The organism is Streptomyces winkii (assembly GCF_032248595.1).
In the GTDB taxonomy this organism is placed as follows: domain Bacteria; phylum Actinomycetota; class Actinomycetes; order Streptomycetales; family Streptomycetaceae; genus Streptomyces; species Streptomyces winkii.
The window spans coordinates 672148-695910 of sequence record NZ_JASTTH010000004.1 but is presented as its reverse complement, the minus strand read 5'-3'; the positions used below and the strand labels follow the sequence as shown (position 1 = coordinate 695910).

18 protein-coding genes and 1 pseudogene are annotated in these 23763 nt (G+C 72.9%); 7 read left to right on the top strand and 12 right to left on the bottom strand.

Translation table 11 applies throughout. The features are described 5' to 3' along the window. Nucleotides 1–6 precede the first annotated feature (6 nt). Nucleotides 7–1788 (bottom strand): annotated as a pseudogene (locus QQM67_RS15145) (thiamine pyrophosphate-requiring protein); the annotation flags it as partial. A gap of 363 nt (nt 1789–2151) precedes the next feature. Here QQM67_RS15145 and QQM67_RS15140 point away from each other — a divergent pair. Then, nucleotides 2152–2985, top strand: coding sequence for a SigB/SigF/SigG family RNA polymerase sigma factor (locus tag QQM67_RS15140; RefSeq protein WP_314174347.1), 834 nt, complete (start codon nt 2152–2154; stop codon nt 2983–2985). Nucleotides 2986–3230: 245 nt separating this feature from the next. Here the strand turns inward: QQM67_RS15140 and QQM67_RS15135 are convergent, their stop codons facing one another. Continuing rightward, nucleotides 3231–4412, bottom strand: a complete 1182-nt coding sequence (locus tag QQM67_RS15135) for a PAS domain-containing protein (protein WP_314174346.1) — start codon at nt 4410–4412, stop codon at nt 3231–3233. 172 nt (nt 4413–4584) lie between these two features. Here QQM67_RS15135 and QQM67_RS15130 point away from each other — a divergent pair, with 172 nt between their 5' ends. The 3 genes from QQM67_RS15130 (at nt 4585) to QQM67_RS15120 (ending at nt 7737) form a co-directional block, all read left to right on the top strand. Next, nucleotides 4585–5334 carry a GAF and ANTAR domain-containing protein gene (locus QQM67_RS15130; protein ID WP_314174345.1) on the top strand — a complete coding sequence of 250 codons (750 nt, stop codon included), beginning with the start codon at nt 4585–4587 and terminating at the stop codon, nt 5332–5334. A 121-nt stretch (nt 5335–5455) separates the two neighbouring features. Further along, nucleotides 5456–6571, top strand: coding sequence for an aminotransferase class I/II-fold pyridoxal phosphate-dependent enzyme (locus QQM67_RS15125; protein ID WP_314174344.1), 1116 nt, complete (start codon nt 5456–5458; stop codon nt 6569–6571). Continuing rightward, a complete protein-coding gene (locus tag QQM67_RS15120) occupies nt 6568–7737 on the top strand; it encodes an MBL fold metallo-hydrolase (protein ID WP_399066696.1) in 1170 nt (389 codons plus the stop codon). The genes QQM67_RS15125 and QQM67_RS15120 overlap by 4 nt, the downstream gene beginning before the upstream one ends. Nucleotides 7738–7740: 3 nt before the next feature. Here QQM67_RS15120 and QQM67_RS15115 read toward each other — a convergent pair whose 3' ends face one another. After that, the gene (locus QQM67_RS15115; RefSeq protein WP_314174494.1) at nt 7741–8331 is read right to left on the bottom strand and encodes a DedA family protein; all 591 of its coding nucleotides are present in this window, start codon (nt 8329–8331) and stop codon (nt 7741–7743) included. An 86-nt stretch (nt 8332–8417) separates the two neighbouring features. Continuing rightward, on the bottom strand, nt 8418–9191 hold the full coding sequence (locus QQM67_RS15110; RefSeq protein ID WP_314174343.1) for an MBL fold metallo-hydrolase: 774 nt from the start codon (nt 9189–9191) through the stop codon (nt 8418–8420). Nucleotides 9192–9450: 259 nt separating this feature from the next. Here QQM67_RS15110 and QQM67_RS15105 point away from each other — a divergent pair, with 259 nt between their 5' ends. Beyond that, nucleotides 9451–11595 carry a phage holin family protein gene (locus QQM67_RS15105; RefSeq protein ID WP_314174342.1) on the top strand — a complete coding sequence of 715 codons (2145 nt, stop codon included), beginning with the start codon at nt 9451–9453 and terminating at the stop codon, nt 11593–11595. Nucleotides 11596–11611: 16 nt separating this feature from the next. Here QQM67_RS15105 and QQM67_RS15100 read toward each other — a convergent pair whose 3' ends face one another. The 5 genes from QQM67_RS15100 to QQM67_RS15080 form a co-directional block, all read right to left on the bottom strand. Then, entirely contained in the window at nt 11612–12673 is a 1062-nt protein-coding gene (locus QQM67_RS15100) for a fatty acid desaturase family protein (protein WP_314174341.1), read from the bottom strand. A 154-nt stretch (nt 12674–12827) separates the two neighbouring features. Continuing rightward, nucleotides 12828–13151: a YrhK family protein gene (locus tag QQM67_RS15095; RefSeq protein ID WP_314174340.1), complete on the bottom strand. Its 324-nt coding sequence runs from the start codon at nt 13149–13151 to the stop codon at nt 12828–12830. A gap of 23 nt (nt 13152–13174) precedes the next feature. Next, complete coding sequence (locus QQM67_RS15090; RefSeq protein WP_314174339.1) at nt 13175–14221, bottom strand: PHP domain-containing protein; 1047 nt, start codon at nt 14219–14221, stop codon at nt 13175–13177. A gap of 291 nt (nt 14222–14512) precedes the next feature. Then, a complete protein-coding gene (locus QQM67_RS15085) occupies nt 14513–15613 on the bottom strand; it encodes a LacI family DNA-binding transcriptional regulator (protein ID WP_314174338.1) in 1101 nt (366 codons plus the stop codon). Nucleotides 15614–15835: 222 nt separating this feature from the next. After that, nucleotides 15836–16636: a helix-turn-helix domain-containing protein gene (locus QQM67_RS15080; RefSeq protein WP_314174337.1), complete on the bottom strand. Its 801-nt coding sequence runs from the start codon at nt 16634–16636 to the stop codon at nt 15836–15838. A gap of 136 nt (nt 16637–16772) precedes the next feature. On the opposite strand from QQM67_RS15080, the gene QQM67_RS15075 reads away from it, so the two are divergent. Then, entirely contained in the window at nt 16773–17078 is a 306-nt protein-coding gene (locus QQM67_RS15075; RefSeq protein ID WP_314174336.1) for a 4a-hydroxytetrahydrobiopterin dehydratase, read from the top strand. A 37-nt stretch (nt 17079–17115) separates the two neighbouring features. Here the strand turns inward: QQM67_RS15075 and QQM67_RS15070 are convergent, their stop codons facing one another. Both QQM67_RS15070 and QQM67_RS15065 read right to left on the bottom strand, forming a co-directional pair. Next, complete coding sequence (locus QQM67_RS15070; RefSeq protein ID WP_314174335.1) at nt 17116–18312, bottom strand: S1 family peptidase; 1197 nt, start codon at nt 18310–18312, stop codon at nt 17116–17118. Nucleotides 18313–18701: 389 nt separating this feature from the next. Continuing rightward, the gene (locus tag QQM67_RS15065; protein ID WP_314174334.1) at nt 18702–20528 is read right to left on the bottom strand and encodes an AMP-dependent synthetase/ligase; all 1827 of its coding nucleotides are present in this window, start codon (nt 20526–20528) and stop codon (nt 18702–18704) included. A gap of 300 nt (nt 20529–20828) precedes the next feature. Between QQM67_RS15065 and QQM67_RS15060 the strand changes: the two genes are divergently transcribed. Further along, nucleotides 20829–21851, top strand: a complete 1023-nt coding sequence (locus tag QQM67_RS15060; RefSeq protein WP_314174333.1) for a bile acid:sodium symporter family protein — start codon at nt 20829–20831, stop codon at nt 21849–21851. 31 nt (nt 21852–21882) lie between these two features. On the opposite strand, the gene QQM67_RS15055 is transcribed toward QQM67_RS15060, so the two are convergent. Continuing rightward, nucleotides 21883–23736, bottom strand: coding sequence for an exo-alpha-sialidase (locus QQM67_RS15055; protein ID WP_314174332.1), 1854 nt, complete (start codon nt 23734–23736; stop codon nt 21883–21885). Nucleotides 23737–23763 lie beyond the last annotated feature (27 nt).

Below are 23763 nucleotides of genomic sequence, written 5' to 3'. Positions count from 1 at the left end.
CCTGCCGCCCGGCAGGAAGTCCTGGAGCTTCGCCTTGAAGCCCTGCCTGATCATCGCCCTGCGGCCGGTGTCGCCCTTGACGATCGACTCCACCGTGGCCTCGATCTGGTCCCAGTCGGCGTGCGGGGGGATCGGCGGTACGGACGGGTCGGTCATGAACTCGACCACCGCGGGACCGCCGCACTCCAGGGCCTGCCGCCAGGCGTCCTCCACTTCCTCGGGCTTCTCAGCCCTGATACCGGTCATGCCGAGGGTGCGGGCGAACGCGGCGTAGGAGACGTCGGGAAGCGACTGCGACGGGACGAACTGCGGCGAGCCGCCCATGGCGCGCATCTCCCAAGTGACTTGGTTGAGGTCGCGGTTGTTCCACACACCGATCACGAACCGCGGATCGTTCCAGGTCATCCGGTACTTGGCGAGCGTGATGAGTTCGGCGAGCCCGTTCATCTGCATCGCGCCGTCGCCGACGAGCGCGATGACGGGCCGGTCCGGGTGGGCGAACTTCGCGCCGATCGCGTACGGGACGCCGCAGCCCATGGTCGCCAGCGTGCCCGACAGGGAGCCGCGCATGGTGCCGCGCATGGTCAGATGCCGGGCGTACCAGTTGGTCGCGGAGCCGGAGTCGGCGGTGATGATCGCGTCGTCGGGAAGCAGCGGATCGAGGGTGTGCGCGACGAACTCGGGGTTCACCGGGTCCGCTTCGACCTCGGCACGCCGCCGCATGACGTCCTTCCAGCGGGCGACGGAGGCCGTCAACTCCTCCAGCCACTCGGTCCCTTCGTCCTTCTGACGGAGCTTCGGCAGCAGCCGCCGCAGGGTGGACCCGGCGTCGCCGATGAGGTTCACCTCGTACGGGTAGCGCATGCCCACCATGTGCGGGTCGAGGTCGATCTGGACGGCGCGCGCCTTGCCGTACTCCGGCAGGAACTGGCTGTAGGGCAGGCTCGATCCGATGGTGAGGAGGGTGTCGCAGTCACGCATCATCTCGTAGCTGGGGCGGCTGCCCATCAGCCCGATGGGGCCGGTCACATACGGGAGCGTGTCGGGGAGAACGTCCATCCCGAGCAGCGCCTTCGCGACGCCCGCCTGGAGCGTGCCGGCGATCTGCCGCACCTCGGACTCCGCGCCGCGTGCGCCCTGCCCGGCCAGAATCGCCACCTTCTTACCGGAGTTGAGCACCTCCGCGGCGTGGTCGAGCGCTTCCTCCGTGGGCTCGGTGCGCCAGCCGCTGGTGCCGATGCTGGAGGGCACCATCTTGAACTCGTGGCCGGGCGGCCGGTATTCGAGCTCCTGCACGTCGGAGTGGACGATGACGGCAGTCGGCGCGCGGCGCGCGTAGGCGGTGCGGACGGCGCGGTCCAGGACGTTGGGCAGTTGCTCGGGAACGGTGACCGTCTCCAGGAACTCCGAGGCGACGTCCTTGAAGAGCGAGTGCAGGTCGAGCTCCTGCTGGTACGAGCCGCCCATCGCGGAGCGTGCGGTCTGGCCGACGATGGCGACGACGGGCACGTGGTCGAGCTTCGCGTCGTAGAGGCCGTTGAGCAGATGGACGGCACCGGGGCCCGAGGTCGCGGTGCACACGCCCAGCGTGCCGCGGAACTTGGCGTAGCCGACGGCCTCGAACGCGGCCATCTCCTCGTGCCGTGCCTGTACGAAGCGGGGCTCGTTCTTCGCCCGTTCCCAGGCGGCGAGCAGGCCGTTGATGCCGTCGCCGGGGTAGCCGAAGACATGCTCGACACCCCACTCGCGCAGCCTGCGCAGGATGTGGTCGGAGACCTTCTCTGACATGGAGGTGCGCTCCTCTCTCGGTACGCGCCGGGGCCGGTCCTCGTGGGCGGGCACGGAGCCGTACGCCGTCGCCGTCGCGACAGCCATGCCGCCGGGTTACCGGACCTCAGGGCCGGAAACCCGCACTCCACGGCGGCGTACGCCGCACCGCGACGGCTGTAAGACGGCCCACATGACGCGGCGTTGACGTTTGCGGCACACACGCCCGGGCACGCGCACCACCAGTGCTTCGGCAAGAAGGCACATCCGCGGGAGCAGGACCTGTGTGTCTGCTCAGGGCCGCACGACGGCCCGTCCGCATGTGCCTCTCCCGCGGTGTCCGCTTGGACGCAGTACACCGAAGGGAAGAGGGCAGAAGCACACATGGCACCCGTACAGACTCGTACGAAGCGAGCCCGTCACCCGCACGACGACGCCCCCGACACCTCCGAGGAGTTCCGCCGCATCGTCTCGCTGCCCGAGGGGCCGGAGAAGGAACGGTTGCGGCAGGAGGTCGTGAGGGCGTGGATGCCGATGGCCGAGCGTCTGGCCCAGCGGTTCCGCAACCGCGGCGAAGCGCTGGAGGACCTCCAGCAGGTCGCGTCGCTCGGCCTCGTCAAGGCCGTCACCCGGTACGACCCCGGGCGCGGCAGCGCCTTCGAGAGCTTCGCCGTCCCCACCATCGTGGGTGAGATCAAGCGCCATTTCCGCGACCACATGTGGGGACTGCACGTACCGCGCCGGGTGCAGGAGCTGCGCAACCGAGTCCGCATCAGCCGCCGCGAGCTGAGCCTGTCCATGGGCGGGCGCAGCCCCTCGGTGGCACAGATCGCGGAGCACAGCCGGATGTCCGAGGAGGACGTCCTGGTCGGCCTGGAGGCGCTGGAGAGTTACAGCACCCTGTCCCTCGACGCCGAGCTGCCGGGCGCGGACGACGGGTACTCCCTCGCGGACACCCTGGGCCGCACCGAGCCCGGCTTCGACCACGTCGTGTACCGGGAGTCGGTCAAGCCGCGGCTGGAGAGGCTGCCGGAGCGCGAGCGCCGCATCCTCTACCTGCGGTTCTTCTGCGACATGACGCAGACGAAGATCGCCGACCAGCTCGGGATCTCGCAGATGCACGTCTCGCGGCTGATCAGCCGGACGTGCGACCGGCTCCAGCGGGAGGTCGACGCCGACGTCGAGCGCGAACGCGAGCCGGAGCTCGCCGCGGCCTGACGGCCGGGCCGCCGAAGGCCCGGCGGTTCCGAGCGCCGGGCCGTTTCCCCCCTGTGTCCCGGCCCGTCCGGTGTCCGGCGCACGCCGCCGGACGGGCCGCGGAACGGCCCACCGGCTCCGGTGCACCGGAGCGGACCCACGGCAGACATGCCGGTGCACCGTCGGACGGACCTCCGCCGGGAGCGGTCGGCGCGCCGCAGGGCGGCCGCAGACGCGCCTTGCGGCGCGGCCTTCCGACCACCGGCTCAGCGGCCGTCGGGCACTTCCTCGCCGTTCCGGGCCCGCCTGAGTGCCAGCGCGATGTGGCGTGCCATGCGCTCCACGGCGCTCGCTTCCGCGAGTTGGAAGGCGCGCCCGCTGCGCCTACGGAAGAGGGTCAGCACCCCCTGCGATTCCGGCAGCGGCGCGCACACCAGCGAGCCGGCCTCGGCCCGCACGAGCACCGCCGAGCCCGTGCCGTCCCAGCCGAAGGCGCCCGAGTCCTCCGTACGCGCCTGAAGGGTGCTCGTGCCCTGCTCGACCGCCTCGACGACCACGGGAGCGGAGAACGGGTCCTGCTCGGCGAGCGCGGCCCGCAACGCCTCGTCGGGGCCGAGTACCACGGCCCGTGCGAGGGCGTCCTTGCCGCCGACGTCGACGATCACCCAGTCCGCGAAGCGCTCGCGGAGCACCGAGGCCGCGCGCTCGGCGACGCGCTCCGGCGGGCCGTCCTCCGCGAGCAGTCCGGCGGCCACGTCGTCGACGAGGTCCAGGAGTCCCGTCAGTTGGGAGACCTCGTCGAGGTCGGGGACGGGGGCGGTCCTCGCGTCCAGCGGCGTCACCTCCGCCGGCGCGGGCCCTTCCTGCCCCTCCACGACGGGCTGGAAGACGCCGAGCACCGCGCTGCGCGCGTCCTGCGGCGTGTGCAGCCCGGTGAGCGTGACCCGGAGCGTGGTGTGCGCGGTCTCGCCGGGCCCGGGTGCCGCGGGGTGCAGCAGATGCACGCGCAGGCTCCGCGCGCCCTCGCCCCGTGCCGTCGCTGCGACCTGCGTACGGAAGAGCGGCCGTCCGTCATGCGTGAGCGAACCGGTGAGGGAGCGGCCCGCCGCGTAGCCGGCGCGCACGCCGAACAGCTGTGCCGCCGCGGAGTTGAGACGGCGCACCACGGCATCCCGGTCCAGCAGGACGACGGGAACCGGCAGCCCCTGGAAGACGGCGCGCAGCAGCTGCTGCTCGTGTCCTTCGTCGCGGCTGCCGCTGCGCCTGCCGGCCGCCGCGAGCTCTTCATAGCGCGGCCACAACACCTCCGCGACGTGACGGAGTTCGAAGAGAGCGGCGTCCAGGGAGGGCTGGTGTTCCTCTTCGGGGAGGGAGCGCGCCGCCCGCAGTTCCTCGACTCGCCTGCGGAAATCCGCCAGTTCAGCGCCGAAGCCCTCAACGTCCGTCATGCAGGTCAACCTAGCGTGCGGGCCAGGCGCGCACACCGTGCGGCCGGTCCCTGCGCGACGTTCACAAGCCCTGCCGGATCTGCGCACACCCGGCAGTTTCCAGGCCTCGATGCCGGGCAGCCGAACGGCTGTGGAATCCCCGCACACCCTCGCAGCCGACCGTTCTCACGCCGTGACACTGCCGTCGCTGACGCCCCTGGGCGAGGCGAACGAGAGCGGCGGAGAGATATCCCTCAGCCGCGGCTTCACGGAACTCGCCGAACGAGCCGTCGCCTGCGTGCCCGGCAGCTGCGCCGCCGCCGTCACGCTCACCGACGCGGCAGGCGGACCGCTCAGCGAGTCCCCGGAGGGACCGGCCGCCGCCGTCACCCACCCCGACGTGTCCGAACTCGTCGCCGTCCAGTGGGAGTCCGAGGAAGGACCTGTTCCAGCGGCCCTGGAGAGCGGCGAACCGGTCCTGGTCAGCGACGTGCTGCACGAGACGCGCTGGCCCCACTACCGCGCGATGTCGTTGCAGCGGGGGCTGCGCGCGTGCGCGACCCTGCCCTACCGGCACGACGGCGCCGTACTGACCATCTCCGTCTACTCCTTCCGCCCCGGCACTCTGGCGGGCGTGGTCCAGGAGCACGGCGCGGAGCTGGCGGGGCTCGCGGCGGGCGTGCTGGGCCGCGACCGCCGCTACCGCGACGCGCTCGTCGAGGTCGAGCAGCTCAACTCCGCGCTCCGCTCGCGGCCCGTGGTGGACCAGGCCTGCGGGATCGTGATGGGACGGGAGAACTGCTCCGCCAAGGAGGCCTTCGGCCTGCTGCGCACGCTGTCCCAGCGCACCAACCGCAAGCTCGCCGACCTGGCCGAGGCCATCGTCCGCAACCGCGGACGCGGCGTGGACGAGCAGTTGGCGAGGCTGCGGCGCCCGCGCTGAGCACGTACGTGTCGCCGCGCGCCACCGTCGAAGCGTCTGTAAAAGTGGACGCATTGTGCGTTTGTCCGATTCCGGCGCCTTACGGGCGGCCGATGGCGGCACGACGGCGGAGGCATGAGCGATGGAGGGCAGCGACGACACCTGCCGGCAGGTCCGTTCCGCCGCAGCCGTTGCCGCCTGCGGCTACTGGCAGCGCCGCGGAATGGACACCCGGCCGGAACAGGTCGTCGCCGCGCCCAGCGCCCCGTTGCTGCTCCTCGCGGTGCTCGCCGCGACGGGCTCCGGCACCGTCCTGACACCGAGGCCCGGCGAGGGCTGGTACACGCGGTCGGCCCGGCTGCTGGGCCGCAGAACGCAGACCGTGCCCGTCCCGGCCGAGTGCGGGGGAGTGCCCGATCCGGTCGCCCTGCGCGAGACGGTGCGCCGCGAACGTACCGCCGGGCACGAGCCGCGCGTGCTGCTGCTCTCCGTGGCCGACGACTGCACGGGCACGGCCGTGCCCCCGGAGCTGCTGCACGAGGTGATCGAGGCCGCCGGGGACGAGAGGCTGCTGATCGTCAGCGACGAGACGTGGCGGGACACCACGCACGCCCCGCACAGCACGGTGATCGTCTCCCCCGCGGAGATGGTCCACGGCGGACGGGAGACGGACGCCGTCGTCGTGCTCGCCGGGCTCGGCGAGACGCTGCTGCCGCAGGGCGCACCCGGCGCCGGGATCGGCCGCTTCCCCCACAGCGGACGCGGACGCGGACTCGCCGAGTCCGTACGGGAGGTGCTGAAGGTGCTGCGCACCGGCCTGAGCGGACCGCACGACGCGGCCGTCGCCGACGCCCTCACCGAACCGGAGTCGCTGCGCAGCGCCCGCGCCGCCACCGCACGCGCCCACGGCACGCTCCTGACCGGGCTGCACCGCGCCGTCACCGCGGCCGGAGCGCTGTGCCGCCCGCCGCGCGTCGGACGGCACGTCTACGCCGACTTCGAACCGCTGCGGCCCCGGCTCGACGCCCGCCGTGTCCGCGACTCCCCCGCGCTGGAGGCACACCTCGCGGGGACGCTCGGCCCGTACGTGTGCGGTGGGCACCGCCTCGGCGACGACCCGGAGGCGCTCCGCGTGAGGCTGTCCGGCGGGCTCCTCACCGGCCCGGAGCAGCCCGGACCAGCGGCATCGCCCGGCGGCAGCCGGGTACTGGACTCGGTGGAAACGGCCCTTGCCGAACTGACGGCCCTCCGGGAGTGAGCGTGGAAACGGACCGGACGCTGACCGATCAGGACGCGCAGAGCGCGGCGAAGCCGGCGGGCCCGCGCCCGCCCGCGGCCCCGCCGACGGCTCCCGAGCGCCCGGCGCAGCCCGTCCGGCCCGGTGGACCCGTCCGTCCGCAGCCCCCCGTGCCGCGTCCCGTCGGCGCCAGGCGGTTCTGGCCGCGGAGCTTCGCCGACCGGCTGACCGCGCCGCTTCCCGACGTACGCGCGCTGCTCCGCGTCGTACGCGAGGGCTCGCTGCGGCCGGACCCCGCGACGCTGGCCGACATCGTGCGGCTGCCCTACGCGCCGGGCCCGCTGCCCGAGGCCGGCCCCGGCACCGTCGCCCTCACCTGGGCCGGGCACGCCAGCTGGGTCGTCCGCATCGGCGGGCTGACGGTGCTGACCGACCCGGTGTGGTCCCGCCGCATCCTCGGAACGCCGCCGCGCGTCACGCCTCCCGGCGTGGCCTGGGCGGATCTGCCGCCCGTCGACGCCGTCGTCATCTCGCACAACCACTACGACCACCTCGACGCCCCCACGCTCCGCCGACTGCCGCGCCGCACGCATCTGTTCGTGCCCGCGGGGCTGGGCCGCTGGTGCCGGAGGCGGGGCTTCACCAGCGTCACGGAACTGGACTGGTGGGAGGCGGCGGAGCTGGCAGCACGCGAAGGCGGCCGCGTCCGCTTCGAGTTCGTGCCCGCGCACCACTGGTCGCGCAGGACGCTGACGGACACGTGCCGTTCCCTGTGGGGCGGCTGGGTGCTCACCCGGAGCTACCCGAGAGCGGAGGGCGGCCGGCGGCCGGAACAGCGCGTCTACTTCGCCGGCGACACCGGCTACGGGCACTGGTTCACGGAGATCGGCCGCCGCTGCCCCGGTATCGATGTGGCGCTGCTGCCCGTCGGCGCGTACGAGCCGCGCTGGATGCTCAAGCCGGTGCACACCTCTCCCGAGGAGGCGGTGCGCGCCTGTGCGGACGTGGGCGCGCGGGCCATGGCGCCCATGCACTACGCGACGTTCCTGCTCTCCGCGGAGCCGCCGCTCGCGCCGCTGGAGCGCGTGCGCGCCGCGTGGGCCGCGGCGGGGCGGGCGCGAGGCGATCTGTGGGACCTTCCGGTCGGGGCGTCCCGCGTGCTCGGGGAAGCGGTCCGGTCGCCTTGAGTCTCAACTCCCGCGCAGCCGCCGCCAGACGGTCGGCGCGACGCTGATGATCACGGTGAGGACGACCGCAGCCACGACCCCTTCCCACGGTTCAGGGAAGAGGGAGCCGCTGAACAGCCCGACGAGCTGATAGGCCACGGTCCAGGCGAGACAGGCGGGCAGGTTTCCCCGTACGAACTCGCGCGTGCGCATCCGCGCGAGCAGGCAGGCGAGCATCACGGGTATGCGTCCCGCGGGTATGAGCCGCGAGACGATCAGCACGGGCACCTCGTGCCGGCGCAGCTGGTCCTGTGCCTGCGTCAGGCGCTGCGGGGGCGCGTGCTCCCGCAGCCGCTCCAGCCAGCGCGACCCGCTCTTCGAGTCGACTCCGCGTCTGCCCAGCCAGTACAGCGTGACGTCGCCGAGGAACGCGGCGGCCGCTCCCACGACGAAGACCGCGGCCAGGGCGCGGCCCGGCACGCTCTGGTGCAGCGCCACCACGGCGGCGCCGCTGACGAGGGCGCCCGTCGGCACCACCGGCACCAGCGAGCCCAGCACCACCAGGAGAAAGAGTGAGGGGTAGGTGACGGCCTGCTGCGTCGACTCCGGGGGCATCACCGCGCCGGCTCCGAAGCCCGTGCCGAGGTCCGTGCCGAGGTCCGTGCCCAGTCCCGCCCCCACGGCCAGGTGGTGAGCGAACATCAGGCCGCCTCCAGGCGCAGGCTCTCGCCGTGCGTGAGCCGGTGTACCGCGACTTCGGGCGCGAGCATGCCGGCCTTCCGTACGAACTCGTCCCCGGGCGCGTGGAATTCATGCGGCCGCACGGCGTCCATGCCGATCGGCCAGTACGTGCCGTAGTGCACCGGCACCGCCGTGCGCGGGCACAGCCGCGTCAGGGCGTGTGCGGCGCTCTCCGCGTCCAGATGCTCCTCGCCCAGCCACGGACCCCAGCCGCCGACCGGCAGCAGCGCCACGTCGACGGGGCCGACGGCCTCCGCCATGCCGTCGAAGAGGCCGGTGTCACCCGCGAAGTACGTACGGGCGGCGCCCTCGACGACGTATCCGAGCGCGGGTGCGCGATGCGGCCCGTACGGCATGCGCCGCCCGTCGTGGGCGGCGGGCACCGCGCGCACCGTCACCTCCCGCACGCTGACGCACTCACCGGCGCGCACCTCCTCGAACCGCAGCACCGGCGCCAGCCGCCGCAGCCGCGGCACGGCGCGCAGCGCGCCGCGGGGCACCACGACGCGGGTGCCGGGCGCGAGCAGGGCGAGCGAGCCGAGATGCAGATGGTCGGCGTGGAGATGGGAGACCAGCACGACGTCGGCGAGGGCGGCCGAGGGCGGCGGAAGGCGGCCGCGCCGCCTGCGCAGGTGCGCCATGCGCCGCACCAGCAGCGGATCGGTGAGAACCGTCACGCCGGAGTCCCGCACCGTGGCGGTGGCGTGCCCCCACCATGTGACCTCCACCGGCACCTGTGCTCCTCCCTGCCCATAGGGATGTCCGTGTCCGTACGGGGATCGCGCGGCTCGGGCTTCCGGCCCGGCCGTCCGTGCGGGCCTCCCGTACCGGTCGCGTGCTTCGAGCGTATGCGCCCGGCGCACGGGGCCGGTACGGGCGCTGTGCCACGAGCCGTCCGGAACATGGAGAATTGGAGAATATCCCGCGCATCGGGTGGGTTCTCGTGCCTGTGGCGTGCGAGCGGAGCGGGGAGAGTCGGGAGGTGCCATGCGGATGCGGATCCTTCGCCCGGCCATGCCGGGGGGAACGCTCCGGCGGTGGCGGTTCTTCGGTGCCGCCCTGCTCCGGGTGCTCGCGGTGTGGGCCGTGAGCACCCTCACGCTGCTGGTTCTCGCGGGCATCCTCCCCGACTTCCGGTTGCAGTCGCCGGACGGCGACAGCGCCACGTACATCGCCACGACCGCCGCCATAGGAGCCGGCGTCTTCGGCCTGCTCGGCGCCGTGGTGTGGCCCTTGCTGGTCCGGGCTCTGCTGCTGGTGCCCGCCCTCGTGCTGGGCACACTCGTCTTCTTCCTCAACGGCTCGCTGCTGTGGCTCGCGCTCTCCCTCGTGCCGTACGGGCGCGGTTCGGCCGATCCCGGCACGGCCGTCGTGGTGGCGGCGGCGATGTCCGCCGCGTCGTCGGCCACGAGTACGGCGCTGGCCGTGCGCGACGACGGCGCATACCGCCGCCGCCTGGCCCGCCTCGCCGACCGCAGGCGCCGCCGCGAGGGCCTGGGTCCGGCGCCGCGCACCCCGGGCACGGTCTTCGTGCAGCTCGACGGCGTCGGGTACGGCATGCTGCGCGAGGCCCTCACCGGTGCGGACGGCGAGCCCGCGCTGATGCCGACCCTCGCCGCGATGTACGGCACCACGCACCGGCTGACCCGCTGGCGTACCGACTGGCCGTCCCAGACCGGCGCCAGCCAGCTCGGCATCCTCCACGGCACCAACAAGGACGTGCCCGCCTTCCGCTGGTACGAGAAGGAGTCCGGCGAGGTGCTGATCAGCAACCGTCCGTCCGGTGCCGCCGAACTCCAGCGCCGCGCCGTCGAGGCGACCGGCGACCGGGGGCTGCTCGCCCTGGACGGCGCCAGCCGCGGCAACCTCTTCAGCGGCGGCGCCAGCCAGGTGGCCCTGGTGGTCTCGGTCGCCGCGCGCCGGGACCGCGAAAACCGCTCACGCGCGGGCTACTTCGCCTACTTCTCCGACCCGGCCAACGCGACGCGCACCGCCGTCTCGTTCGTGGCCGAGGCGGTGCGGGAGGTCTGCCAGTCGACGCGGTCGCGGCTGCGCGGCGACCGGCCGCGGGTGCCCCGCGGCGGGCTGTATCCGCTGATCCGCGCCTTCGCCACCGTCGTGCAGCGCGACGTCGTGGTCGCCGCGGTGCTCGGCGACGTCTTCAGCGGACGCAGCGCCGTCTTCGCCGATCTGGTGGCGTACGACGAGGTGGCGCACCACTCCGGTCCGCGGGGGAGGGACGCCCGGCAGGTGCTGCGCCGGCTCGACCGCTCGGTGGCGATGATCGCCAAGGCGGCGCAGCGCGCGCCCCGTCCGTACCGCATCGTGCTGCTCTCCGACCACGGGCAGAGCGCGGGAGAGACCTTCCGCGCCTCGTACGGGCTGACGCTGGAGGACCTTGTACGGGCGGGCTGCGGGCTGCCGGTCTCGCGCCGCGTCGGGCGCACCCCCAGCGGCGCGGAGGCGAGGGCCGCCGCGCGCGCGGCGCTGCACATCCCGGAGGACGGCCCGCAGGGCGAGGAGCGCACACCGTCCAGGAACGCGGGCCCGATCGTGCTGGCCTCCGGAAACCTGGGGCTGGTCTCCTTCCCCGACGTGCCCGGCCGGATGTCCAGGGAACAGGTCACCAAGCGGCACCCCGCGCTGCTGCGTACGCTCGCCGACCATCCCGGCATCGGCTTCCTCCTCGTCCACAGCGAGCGGCACGGCCCCGTCGTCCTCGGCCGGGGCGGTGCCGAACACCGCCTGGACACCGGTGAGATCACGGGCGGGCCGGACCCGCTGGCACCTTTCGGGCCGGGCGCCGCGGAGGCCGTGCGGCGCACCGCGGGGTTCGGCAACGTGCCCGACATCGTGATCAATTCGGTGGTCGATCCGGAGACCGGCGCCGTCCACGCCTTCGAGCAGCAGATCGGCTCGCACGGCGGCCTCGGCGGCGAGCAGAACGAGGCGTTCCTGCTCTCGCCGCACGAGCTGTCCGCACCGTGCGAGGGGGAGGAGCTGGTCGGGGCCGAGCGCGTGCACCAGGTCCTGCGCCGCTGGCTGAGCGAGTCGGCGGGCCGCGCCGTGCCGCCGACCCGGGCGGGGGACGCGCTGGAGGCCGCGGAGCGCGAGTTCCCGGCCTCCCGCCCGGTGTGAGTGGGCCCGGCAGCAGTCAGTCCCTGATCGGTGCGCCGACCTCGCGCAGATGGTGAAGCGCCTCACGCCACGAGGCGATGAGACCCGTCTCGTGGTAGCCGATGCCCAGTTCGGCACAGTGGTCTCGGACGATGACGCGGGCCCGCCGCAGATGAGGCGCGGGCATGCTCGGAAACAGGTGGTGCTCGATCTGGTGGTTGAGCCCGCCCAGCATGACGTCGGTCAGCCGCCCGCCCCGTACGTTGCGCGAGGTGAGGACCTGGCGGCGCAGGAAGTCCGGGCGTTCCGCGCCGGTGAGCGTCGGCATGCCCTTGTGGTTCGGGGCGAAGATCGAGCCGAGATAGACGCCGAAGACGGCCTGGTGCACGAAGAGGAACGCGAGCGCCGTGACGGGCGGCAGGAGGAGGAAGAGCGCCGCGAGATACGCGCCGATGTGCGTGAAGAGCAGCACGCCCTCCAGCACCCGTCGCTTCATGTGCGCCTCGCGCAGCGCGCGGACGCTCGACACATGGAGGTTGAAGCCCTCCAGCGTGAGCAGCGGGAAGAAGAGACCCGCCTGGTGGCGCCCTATGAACCGCGGCAGGCCCTTCGCGGCGCGGGCCTGCCGCTGCGACCACACGAGGATGTCCGGCTGCACGTCCGGGTCGAGCTCCTCGTGGTTGGGGTTGGCGTGGTGCCGGGTGTGCTTGTTCATCCACCAGCCGTACGACATGCCGATGCCGAGGTTGCCGACGATGCGGCCGCCGATCTCGCTCGGTCTGCGGCGGCTGAAGATCTGACGGTGCGCGAGGTCGTGCGCGACCAGGGCGAGCTGGCCGAAGACCAGCCCGAGGCACCCGGCCACCGCCAGCTGCCACCAGCTGTCGCCGAGCGCGAGGAACGCGGCCCAGCCCGCCGCGAACGCCAGTCCCACCAGCGTCAGCCGGAGCGTGTAGTAGCCAGGGCGCCGCCGCATCAGTCCGGCCGCCTCGATCCTTTCGTGGAGACGGGAGAAGTCGCTGCCTTTGCGGCCGGATCGCGCTGCGGGCGCCGGGGCCTCGGTGGGCTCGACCGTCGTCTGTGTCGCCGGTGTCGTCATGCACCGAGCATCGCCGTGCGGCATGGTGCCCCGACAGCCGCGCAGCAGGCCTCTCACCAGGGGTGTCCGCCTCAGTGCGGGGGTGTCGCCAAGTACACCCCGGTACGGGGGCGGGCCGCGTGCGTGCATCGAGGTTCTGCCCCCGGCGCCGTCCTCAGAAGTCCTGCGCGGCCTCCTGCACCGCGTAACTCCCCCCGTGGATGCGCAGCAGGTGCACATGGCGCGTCAGCCTGATCACCGGCCTGGCAAGCAGCTCGACGCTGCCGAAGACGAAGCACCAGGTGCCCGTCGTCTGCCAGTCGGTGAAGAAGAACATGACGCTGCCCGCGAGGAACCACATCGCGATGAGGATGTCGTTGGCGATGCTGACGACTTCGTAGCGCTGACGGATCACCACTTCCGCGTGGCCCACGTGGATCGTCAACGTCCCCTTGCCGTCGCCGTGCTGGGGCCGGCCGGAGCTGGGCTGCTGGGACACCTTCGTCCTCCTGTCACGTCACGTCACGCGTCGCGTGAACCGTGCGTCCAGCTCAGCAGCTCCGCGGCCGTCCAGGTGGTGATGACGCGCTCGGCGGGCACGCCGCACTCGGCGGCGCGTACGCACCCGTTGATCTGCCAGTCCAGCTGGCCCGGGGCGTGCGCGTCGGTGTCGATGGAGAAGTACACCCCGGCGTCCACGGCCTGCCGCAGCAGTCGGCGCGGCGGGTCGAGCCGTTCCGGGCGGCAGTTGATCTCCACGGCGGTGTCCGACTCGGCGCACGCCGCGAAGACCGCCTGCGCGTCGAACTCGGACTCGGGGCGGCTGGAGCGCAGCCTTCCCGTGCAGTGGCCCAGCACATCGACGAGCGGATGACGGACCGCGGCGACCATGCGCCGCGTCATCTCCGCCGCCGGCATGCGCAGTTTGGAGTGCACCGACGCCACCACCACGTCGAGGCGGGCGAGCAGCTCCTCGTCCTGGTCGAGCGACCCGTCGAGCAGGATGTCGCACTCGATCCCCGTCAGCAGCCGGAACGGTGCCACCTGCTCGTTGACCTCCGCCACCACGTCCAGCTGCTGCCGCAGCCGGTCCGCGGACAGGCCGCGGGCGACCGTCAGCCGGGGCGAGTGGTCGGTCAACACCGTCCATTCGTGGCCGAGTTCGGCGGCCGTACGGGCCATCGTCGCGATCGGGCTGCCCCCGTCCGACCAGTCGGAGTGGGTGTGGCAGTCGCCGCGCAGCGCGGAGCGCAGGCGCCGGGCCTCCTCGGTGACGGGCACGTCGTCCACGGTGGTCGCCTCCGGCGCGGACTCCGCCTCCGTCTCCAGCTTCGCGAGATAGCCGGGGACCTCGCCGCGCAGCGCCTCCCGTACGACCTGCGCGGTCTTGGGCCCCACACCTTTGAGTGACTCCAGTCCCCCTGCGGCGGCGGCTCGCCGCCCAACCTCCTCGGGGCCCAGGTCCGCCAGCACCTGCGACGCGGTACGGAAGGCCCGCACGCGGTAGGTGGGGGCCAGGGCGCGTTCCAGCAGGAAAGCGATCCGGTCCAGTGCCGTGAGCGGGTCCACCGGGTGCCTCCTCGCCGTGCCGGTGCAGTGATGTGCCGTGCAGCGCTGTGCGGTGACGTGTGCTGTGCCGCGTACACAGGTCATCTTCCACGGTGGCGCAGCCGGGCGCAGGGCGCGCGTCCGCGCGGGCGCGGATGCGCCGGGCTCAGCCGGTCCGCTCCGGCCGGACGGCACCGGTGTGCGCGTCGGCCAGGCCGTCGAACGCGGCGGACGCCGTCGACCTCCTCGACGGCCGTCGGAAGGACGACGTCCGGCACGGTGCCGGGAAGCACCTCCCCGTCGTCATCATCGTCAAGGCACTCTCCGTGCCGCCGGCTTCGGCTCAACGGCCGTGCCGCCGGGGCCTGTTGAGGAGCGGCGCCCGGGAGCGGGACCCATCGAGGCGCGCGGCAGCAGCTCGGCGGGGGCGAGTTCGACGTCGTCGGCACGTCCGGCCCTGATCACCTCGTCGAGGGCGCGTGCCGCGGCGGCGCCCCAGCCGAGCGCGTCGGCGCGGGCGGAGGCCAGCGGCGGATGGGTGTAGGCGGCGAGGGGAGTGTCGTCGTAGCCGACGACGGAGAGGTCCTCCGGTACGGACAGGCCCAGTTCGTGTGCCACGGCCAGACCGGCCGTGGCCGACAGGTCGTTGGCGTAGACGATCGCCGTGGGCCGCTCCGAGCCGCCGAGCGACAGCAGTTCGCGGGTGGCCGCCGCTCCGCCGTCGGCGGTGAACCCGCCCGGCAGCACCGGCCCCGGCGTCAGCCCCGCCGTCCGTACGGCCCGCTCCCACGACTCCTGCCGCCGCCGCGCGTGCCGGAACTCCCGCGGACCCGCGACGTGCGCGATCCGGCGGTGGCCCAGCTCGGCGAGGCGTGCGACGGCGGCGCCAAAGGCGGGCCTGTCGTCCAGGCTCACCGCGCACAGCCCCCGCGCGCAGTCCGGATCGCCCACCACCACGGCGGGCAGGCGCAGTTCGCTCGTCAGGGCGGGGCGCGGGTCGTCGACGCGCATGTCGGTCAGCAGCACGCCGTCGACGCGGCGGTCGGCCGCGAGGCGGTGGTAGGCGGCCGCCTCGGCGCCGGGGTTCGTCACATGCAGCAGGAGCGAGTCGCCGCGCGGCGAGAGCACCGTCTCCACGCCCGCGATGAAGGCGGGGAAGAAGGGGTCGGCGCCGACGGCGTCGGTCTCCCGCGTCAGTACGAGCCCGAGGGCTCCGGCGCGGCCGTGTGAGAGCGCCTGTGCGGGACGGCTGGGACGCCAGCCGAGCTCGGCCGCCGCGGCCAGGATCCGCGACTTGGTCGCCTCCGCGAGACCCGGGCGGCCGTTGAGCGCGAAGGAGACGGCGCTGGGGGAGACCCCGGCGAGCCTGGCCACGTCCGAGATCGTGGGGCGTCTCTCACGTGCTGCTGCCATGCCGCGAAGTCCGTTCGGTCGGCGGTCCGTTGAAGAATCCGCGAGGGCTCGGTCGGCTTGTCCGAGTCTGCCCTCGAATGAGGGTCATCAACTGTTTGAACCGCTTTACCCGAGGTGCGATGCGTGCACTCAACCGGAACGCCGCCGGGGTGTCAACGTGTGTGCCGGAAACATCCGTTCCCGAGCGGAAGGCCCCACGGCGTCTGCGGAGCGTGCGGCGTTCTACGGCGCGTGGAGCCGGAGCTGTTCGGCGGTCTCCGGGTCGGCAGGCAGGAACGTCTCCACCGCCAGTTCGGAGACCGTCACGTCCACCGGTGTGTTGAAGGTGGTGATGGCCGAGAGGAACGAGAGCCTGTGCCCCTCGTACTCGACGACCAGCGGGAGCGCGAACGGGCTCTCGTCCCCGGCCACTTCGTCGCCGCCGGGCGGCAGGGGGAAGGCCGACACCTCCTCGTACAGTCCGCGCAGCGGCTGCGAGCGCAGCAGCGCCAGCTGCCGCTCCATCTGATGCAGCAGATGGCCGCGCCACTCGCGGAAGTTGAGGATCCGCGGAGCGAGCCCCTCGGGGTGGAGGGTGATGCGCATGGCGTTCAGCGGCGGTTCCAGCAGCCACGCGGCGACGCCGTCGAGCAGCAGGGAGATGCCGCGGTTGGCGGCGAGCACCCGGTACGTGCCGTCCACGGCGAGCGCGGGATAGGGCTCGTAGGCCGTGACCATGCGCTCCAGGCCCGCGCGTACGGAGCCAAGGGCGGGGGAGTCGAGCGGCGTCTCCGGGTAGTGCGGGGCGTAACCGGCGGACACCAGCAGCGCGTTGCGCTCCCGTACGGGCACCTCCAGCCGCTCCGCCAGCTTCAGCACCATGGCCCGGCTGGGCCGGGAGCGGCCCGTCTCGATGAAGCTGATGTGGCGGGACGAGGAGTCGGCGCGCAGAGCGAGATCGAGCTGGCTCAGGCCCGCGCGCTCGCGCCAGCTGCGCAGCATGGGGCCCACGCCGCTGTCGGCGGCGGCTCCGGCGGTGGTCATGCGCCAAGCGTAGGCCCGCCCGTCGGAGCCGGGCGGGGCGAGCCGCGTCCTACGCTGGTGAGACGTCATCGAGCACGCCGTCGACCACGTCAACCACCCCCTCATGCACGCCGCGACAGAAAGCGAGAGACACTCCATGGCTCCCGAAGCGCTGACCAGGCAGCAGACCGACGAGGCACTGGCCGGGCTGCCCGGCTGGAGCACCGACGGCGACAGCATCGCCCGTACGTACACCTTCGCCAAGCACCTGCCGGCCGCGGCGATGGTGGTCCACGTGGCCGCGATCCAGGAGGAGCTGAACCACCACTCGGACATGTCGCTGGGCTACAACAAGCTCTCGATCACGGTGAACACCCACAGCGTCGGAGGGCAGGTCACCGGGAAGGACATCGAGCTGGCCCGCCGCGTCGAGGAGATCGCGGCGGGCCACGGCGCACAGTAGGGCGGACCCCGGCATGCCCGGGGGCGTGCGCCGACCCTCAGCTGGTGCTCAGGGTCAGCCCGTACGCCGAGAGGGGCTCCGCGACCGGCTGGTAGTAGGTCGTGCCGCCCGTCGAGCAGTCGCCCGAGCCTCCCGAGGTGGTTCCCTGCGCCTGGTCGCCGGAGACGAACGGCCCGCCGGAGTCGCCGGGTTCGGCGCACACGGACGTACGGGTCAGGCCCCGCACCGTGCCCTGCCGGTAGGTGACGGTGGCGTTGTGCTGCTCGATCGTGCCGCAGCGCCAGCCGCTGGTCGACCCGGAGCGGCAGACCGAGGAGCCGGAGGGCACCTGCTTCGACCCGGCGACCGACAGGTTCGCGGCGCCGGGGCCCTTCACATACGGTGTCGCCCTCCAGCCGCTGCCGGCCTCCACCCACGCGTAGTCGTTGCCCGGGAAGGAGCTGCCCCGGACGGTGCCCTGCGCGGCCCGGTTGTGCCCCGTCGTCTTGGCGCCGGCCTTGCCGCAGTGCCCGGCGGTGACGAATCCGTCCTTGCCGCCCTTGGTCACGGCGAAGCCGACGGAGCAGCGCGTGGAGCCCCCGGTGTAGTACGCGTCGCCGCCGCGCAGATCCTCGGCGTACGTGCGGGGCTTCTCCGCGGACTGCGTCACCCGGACCAGTGAGGCGGACGCCCCGCTGCGGTTGAGGAAGTCCTTCGCGGCGGACGGCTCTCCCGCCCGCACGATCACGCTGTTGCTCCGTACGTCCACCGCCCAGACCGAAGTTCCGCGCGGTGCGCGCTTCACGGCCGACTTGTCGAGCGCTTCCTTCGCGGCCTCCAGGGCGGCGAGGCTGTGCTCGACGACCTTCGGCTGGGCGCCCGCGGCCTTGATCGCCGTGCTGTCGGCGCGGTCGGTGCTCGCGACGACGAGCTTCGACGTCGACCCCGTGACCCAGGCGCCGCCGAAGCGCGTCCCGAGCCTCTTGCGGAGCTTCTTCTCCACGGCGACAGCCCGCTGCTCGTTGACGATCCGCTTGCGTGCGTCTTCCGCGGTGATGCCGAGGTCTCTGCTGACGCTCCTGAGCATCCCCGGTGCGATCTCGGGGGCGGGCGTCGCGTCGTCGTCGGCGCCGGTCGTGCCGCCGGCCCCGGTGCCGGGCGGCGAGGGCTCACCCGCGCTCGCGGGCAGCGCGCCGAGGCCGAGGGCGCCGGCGGCGAGGACCGCGGCGGCGAGGACCGGGAGCTTACGGGGCATTGGCGCTCTCCTCGTGTCGCTGGTGCACGGGCGTGCTCGGCTCATGCCTCAGCGTCCGGCCGCGGTCCGGGGCGCACCACTCGTGAGGGGGCCGGATGGAGGTACGCGCGCTCGCGATTTCGCCGCCCGGGCCTACGGGTCACGGGCGTGCGGGTTACGGGCTACGGGGGTGCGGGTTACGGGGTGCGGGCTCGCGCAGGGCGGCCTGATGCGCGGCGGTGTCACGGACCAGGGGATCACCATGTTCCCCGTCAGGAAGTGCCACCGCGGTGCTGCGCTTCCGCCCGCTCAACGACCGTCCGGGCGGCGGCACTCCGGCTGCCGGCGACGAGGCCGCGAGGTGAGACGGGGGCGCGACGTGAGGAGCCGCGACCGGACCGGCGGCCGGATCACTGGTGGTAGAGCGCCTCGATCTCGACGGCGTACGCGGTCTCGATCGCCTTGCGCTTCAGCTTCAGCGACGGGGTCACATACCCCGCCTCCTCGGTGAACTGCGCGGCGAGTATCCGGAAGGTGCGTATCGACTCCGCTTGCGAGACCTGGGTGTTGGCGGCCACGACGGCACGCCTGACCTCCGTCTCCAGGTCCGGGTCGCGCACCAGCTCGGTCGGCTTGAGCTCGGGCTTCTCCCGCATCTGGAGCCAGTGCGAGACGGCGTCCGGATCGAGGGTGACCAGCGCGGAGACGTACGGGCGGTCGTTGCCGACCACGATGCACTGCGCGACCAGCGGGTGCGCGCGCACGCGCTCCTCCAGCACGCCCGGGGAGACGCTCTTGCCGCCCGAGGTGACCAGGATCTCCTTCTTGCGGCCGGTGATGGTGAGGTAGCCGTCCTCGTCCAGCGCGCCGAGGTCCCCGGTCGCCAGCCAGCCGTCGTGCAGGGCCTCGTCGGTGCCCTTGGGGTTGTTGAGGTAGCCCTGGAAGATCTGCGGGCCGCGGAGCCAGATCTCGCCGTCGTCCCCGATGTGCACGGTCGTTCCGGGCAGCGGGTGGCCGACGGTGCCGAAGCGCGTGCGCTCGGGCGGGTTGAGGGTGGCGCCGGCGCTGGTCTCGGTCAGGCCGTAGCCCTCGTAGATGCGCATGCCCACGCCGTCGAAGAAGAGCCCGAGCCGCCGCTCCATCGCGGAACCGCCGGAGATGGCACCACGGCAGAGGCCGCCCATCGCCTCGCGCAGCTTGCTGTAGACCAGCGTGTCGAAGACCTGGTGCTTCAGGCGCAGGGACGCGCTGGGCCCCGGGCCCGTGCGGAAGGCCTTGTGCTCCATCGCCTCCGCGTAGCGCACCGCCACGTCGACGGCCTTCTCGAACGGGCCGAGTTTGCCCTCCAGTTCGGCCTTGCGGCGCGAGGCCTGGAAGATCTTCTCGAAGAGATACGGCACGGCCAGCATGAACGTCGGCTTGAACGTCACCAGGTCGGGCAGCAGCGCCTCGGCCGCCATGACGGGCTGGTGCCCGAGCCTCACCTTGGCCCGTATGCACACCAGTTGCACCATCCGCCCGAAGACGTGCGCGAGGGGCAGGAAGAGCAGCAGGGACGGCGGCTCGCTCGGCTTGGAGCTGAAGACGGGCTGGTACTTGCCCTGGATGGCGTCCGCGTCGGCCAGGAAGTTGGCGTGGGTGAGGACACAGCCCTTGGGGCGGCCCGTCGTACCCGAGGTGTAGATGATCGTCGCCGTGGAGTCCGGGGTGACCGCGAGCCGGTGCCGGTGGACGACGTCGTCGTCCAAGTGGGCGCCCGCGGCGAGGAGTTCCTTCTCCGCCTGGGCGTCGAGCTGCCACAGCCGCTTGAGCTGCGGCAGCCGGTCGATGACGGAGCCGACCGTCATCGCGTGGTCCTCGTGCTCGACGATGGCGGCCGAGACCTCGGCGTCGTGCATCATCCAGCAGACCTGCTCGGCCGAGGAGGTCGGGTAGATGGGCACGACGTGCACGCCGATGGACCACAGGGCGAAGTCGAGCAGCGTCCACTCGTAGCGCGTACGGGACATGATGGCGACCCGGTCGCCGAAGCGGATGCCTTCGGCCAGCAGGCCCTTGGCCATGGCCATCACCTGGTCGCGGAACTCCGCGGCCGTCACATCCTGCCACTCGCCTGCCGCGTCCTTGCGGGACAGGGCGACCCGGTCCGGGTCCTCCATGGCATGATCGAAAACGGTGTCAGCCAGCCCGCCAACCTGGGGCGTGGGCGCCAGGGCCGGGACGGTGAACTCGCGCAATGGGAATGCTCCTCGACGTGCAGTGCACAGCTGTGTAAAGCACAGCGCGCGGAGACCGTATCCGATGAAAGAGCTGGTGGGGAGAGTCCCCGAAGCCCGTTAACCGGTCATTTCGGGGCGCATCGGAATGCCGTCGTCAGGTTGTTGCAGATCGTACGAGCTTTCTGCACCGAACCTCCCCGAGTAAAGCAGCCATGTGGCGTCGGAGAGAATGGGGCGTAGGACATTCGTACCGATGTCCCGCACGGCGGCCCCCTCACCAGGGGCCCCGCGGGACGCCCGCACCGCACCGAGGGAGACATGCGCCGACTGGCACAACTGGCCGACCCGTACATCGCACTGCTTCTCGCGACCGTCCTCCTCGCCGTGTTCCTCCCGGCGAGCGGCGGCGTGGCCACCGGACTCGGGTGGAGCACCAAGGCAGCGGTCGGACTGATCTTCTTTCTCTACGGCGCCCGCCTCTCCACCCGCGAGGCCCTCGACGGGATGCGCCACTGGCGGCTCCAACTGTTCGTCGTCCTCTGCACGTTCGCTGCCTTCCCACTGCTCGGGCTGGCCACACAAGCGCTCGTCCCGTACGCGCTGACGCCGGGGCTCCAGGCGGGGCTGCTCTTCCTGTGCCTCGTCCCCTCTACGATCCAGTCGTCGATCGCCTTCACCTCAGTGGCACGCGGCAACGTGCCGGGCGCCATCTGCGCCGGCACCTACTCCAGCCTCCTCGGGATGGTGGCCACTCCGCTGCTCGCGGCCTGGCTCATCGGCGGTGACACGGGGATCGGCGCCGACGGGCTCGTCGGGATCGTCGGCCAGCTGCTCGCGCCCTTCGTGGCCGGGCAGTTGCTGCGCCGCTGGATCGGGGGATTCCTCACGCGGCACCACCGCATCCTCTCCTTCGTCGACCGCGGTTCGGTGCTGCTCGTCGTCTACACGGCCTTCAGCCAGGGCATGGTCCAGGGGATCTGGGGGCAGATCACACCGCTGCGCCTGCTCGCGCTGCTCGGCGTCGAGGCGGCGCTGCTCGCGCTGATGCTGACGCTCACGTGGTACGGGTCGGGCCGGCTCGGCTTCTCGCGGCCCGACCGCGTCGTGTCCGTCTTCGCCGGCTCCAACAAGTCCCTCGCCGCCGGACTGCCCATGGCGAGCGTCCTGTTCGGGGCGCACGCGAGCCTCGCCGCGCTGCCGCTGATGCTCTTCCACCAGATGCAGCTCATCGTCTGCGCGTTCCTCTCCCGGCGCTGGGCGGGGAGCACATCGCAGGTACGCGCCACCGGCGAGGCCGGCCGCGCCGGGGCAGGGAGCTCCGAGCTCGCCCGCACCCCGTAGCGGGCTCGCCGCGGGGTGCGGGCGGAACCGCTCAGCGGCCCTGCGGCGTACGGACCTCGTCCAGCGGGAGATCCAGCACCCGGTGGGCACCGGTGGTGACACGGACCTCGTCCAGCGCTCCCGTGAACTGCGCCCGGCTGTCGAGCCTCTGCCCCAGGTGCACACCGAACGGGGAGCCGACGCTCACCGAGCCCGGCACATCGGAGGCGGACACGCTCTCCTTGTCGACGGTCAGGCTCAACCGCCCGTCCCCGCGGCGCAGTTCGGCACGGTGCCACTGCCCGTCGTTGTACGCGCCCGCCGTGGCCACCTCGGCGGTGGCGGAGGGCGCCGGGACCCGCCGCGCGGTCACCGCCGCCGTGACGCGCCCGCCCGCCGGGTCGGCCACGAGCCGCACGTGCGGCTGGGCCCCGACGCCGCCCATCCACAGCAGGGGCTGCTCGCCCGCGCCGGCCGAGTAGCGGAACCACAGGCGGGCCGTGAAGTCCCGCTCGCCGAGCGGGAGTTCGCTACGGAACGGCAGGCGCACGGCGTCGTCGTGGCCGTCGAAGGCGAGCGCGCGCCCGTACCGCCCGCGCACCTGCTCGGCCCCGCCGAGCACGGCGGCGTCCGCGGCGCCCGGGGCGTCGTCGTCGGTGACCGGGTCCGGGCCGCGGCGGTCGCCGAGCCAGTCCTCGGTGAAGCGCGCGAACCGGATCTCGTCGCGTGCGTCGGCGGCCCCGCCCTCGTACAGCAGGCCGACCTCGTCGTGGCCGGCCCGCACCAGGTCGGAGTAGCCCGACCAGTCGGTCGTCACGGTACGGCCGCGGTCCACGCCCTCCCATGTCGCGCCCTCGTCGTAGGAGGAGCGAATGGTCATGGTGCGGCGCCGTTCCGGGTCGGCGGGTGCGGACAGCAGCAGCCGGCCGCCGCCCAATGGCAGTACGGAGCCCTGCACTTGAGGCGTGTAGAGGCCGGGCAGCGTGCCGAAGGGCGCCTCGAAGGACTCACCGCCGTCGCCGCTGACCGCGGCGGCCCGGTGCCCGAGGTCGGTGCCCTCGGTCTCGCGGGCGCTCGCGAGGATCGCGCCGTCGCCGCGCTCGTGCAGCGTCAGCTCCTGCGGCTTCTGCCGGAACGTCCCGTCGGCCGCGTGCGGATGGCTGTCGGTGGCGCCGCGGCGCCAGTTGCGGCCGCCGTCGTCGCTGAAGACGAGCGCGGCGTGGTTGCGGGTGTTCCTGCCGTCCTGCCACGTCTCGGCGTTGACACCGAGGACGAGCCGCCCGGCGTGCGGGCCGTTGCGCAGCTGGAGGCCGTGGCCCGGGCCCGTCGCGTACCAGGAGTTCCAGTCGCCCGGGCGTAACTGCGCGCTCAGATCCCGGGGCGGCGACCAGCTCTCGCCGTCGTCGTCGCTGTATTGCAGGTGCGGGGTGCGGTCACAGGGCGACTCGCAGCTCTTGCCGTCCGCGCGGCCCGTGTTGAAGGTCTCCGCGAGCAGGACCCTCCCGGTGCGGCGGTCCACGAGGGGAGCGGGGTTGCCGTGGGTGTCGCCGTCCCCCTGGCTGACCACGCGCAGTGGGCCCCAGGTGCGGCCGCCGTCGGCCGACCGCTTGACGACGATGTCGATGTCCCCGGCGTCGCCGCAGTCGCGCACCCGGCCCTCCGCGAAGGCGAGCAGCGTGCCCTTGGCCGTCCGTACGACGGCGGGGATGCGGAAGCAGCTGTAGCCCTGCTCCTGCGCGGCCTTGAAGAGCACCTGCTCCGTGAAGCCGGTGTCCTGCGCCGCTCCGGCCTGCTGGGGCTGTGCGCCCGCCCGCGCGGGAACCGCGAGCAGCGACGCGCACAGGGTGAGCAGCAACCCCGCCCGGACAGCGGCTCCGTCACGGAAAGCCGAGCAAGTCCACGTCATGCGCGCCCCTTTCCGCGGCCCGAGCGA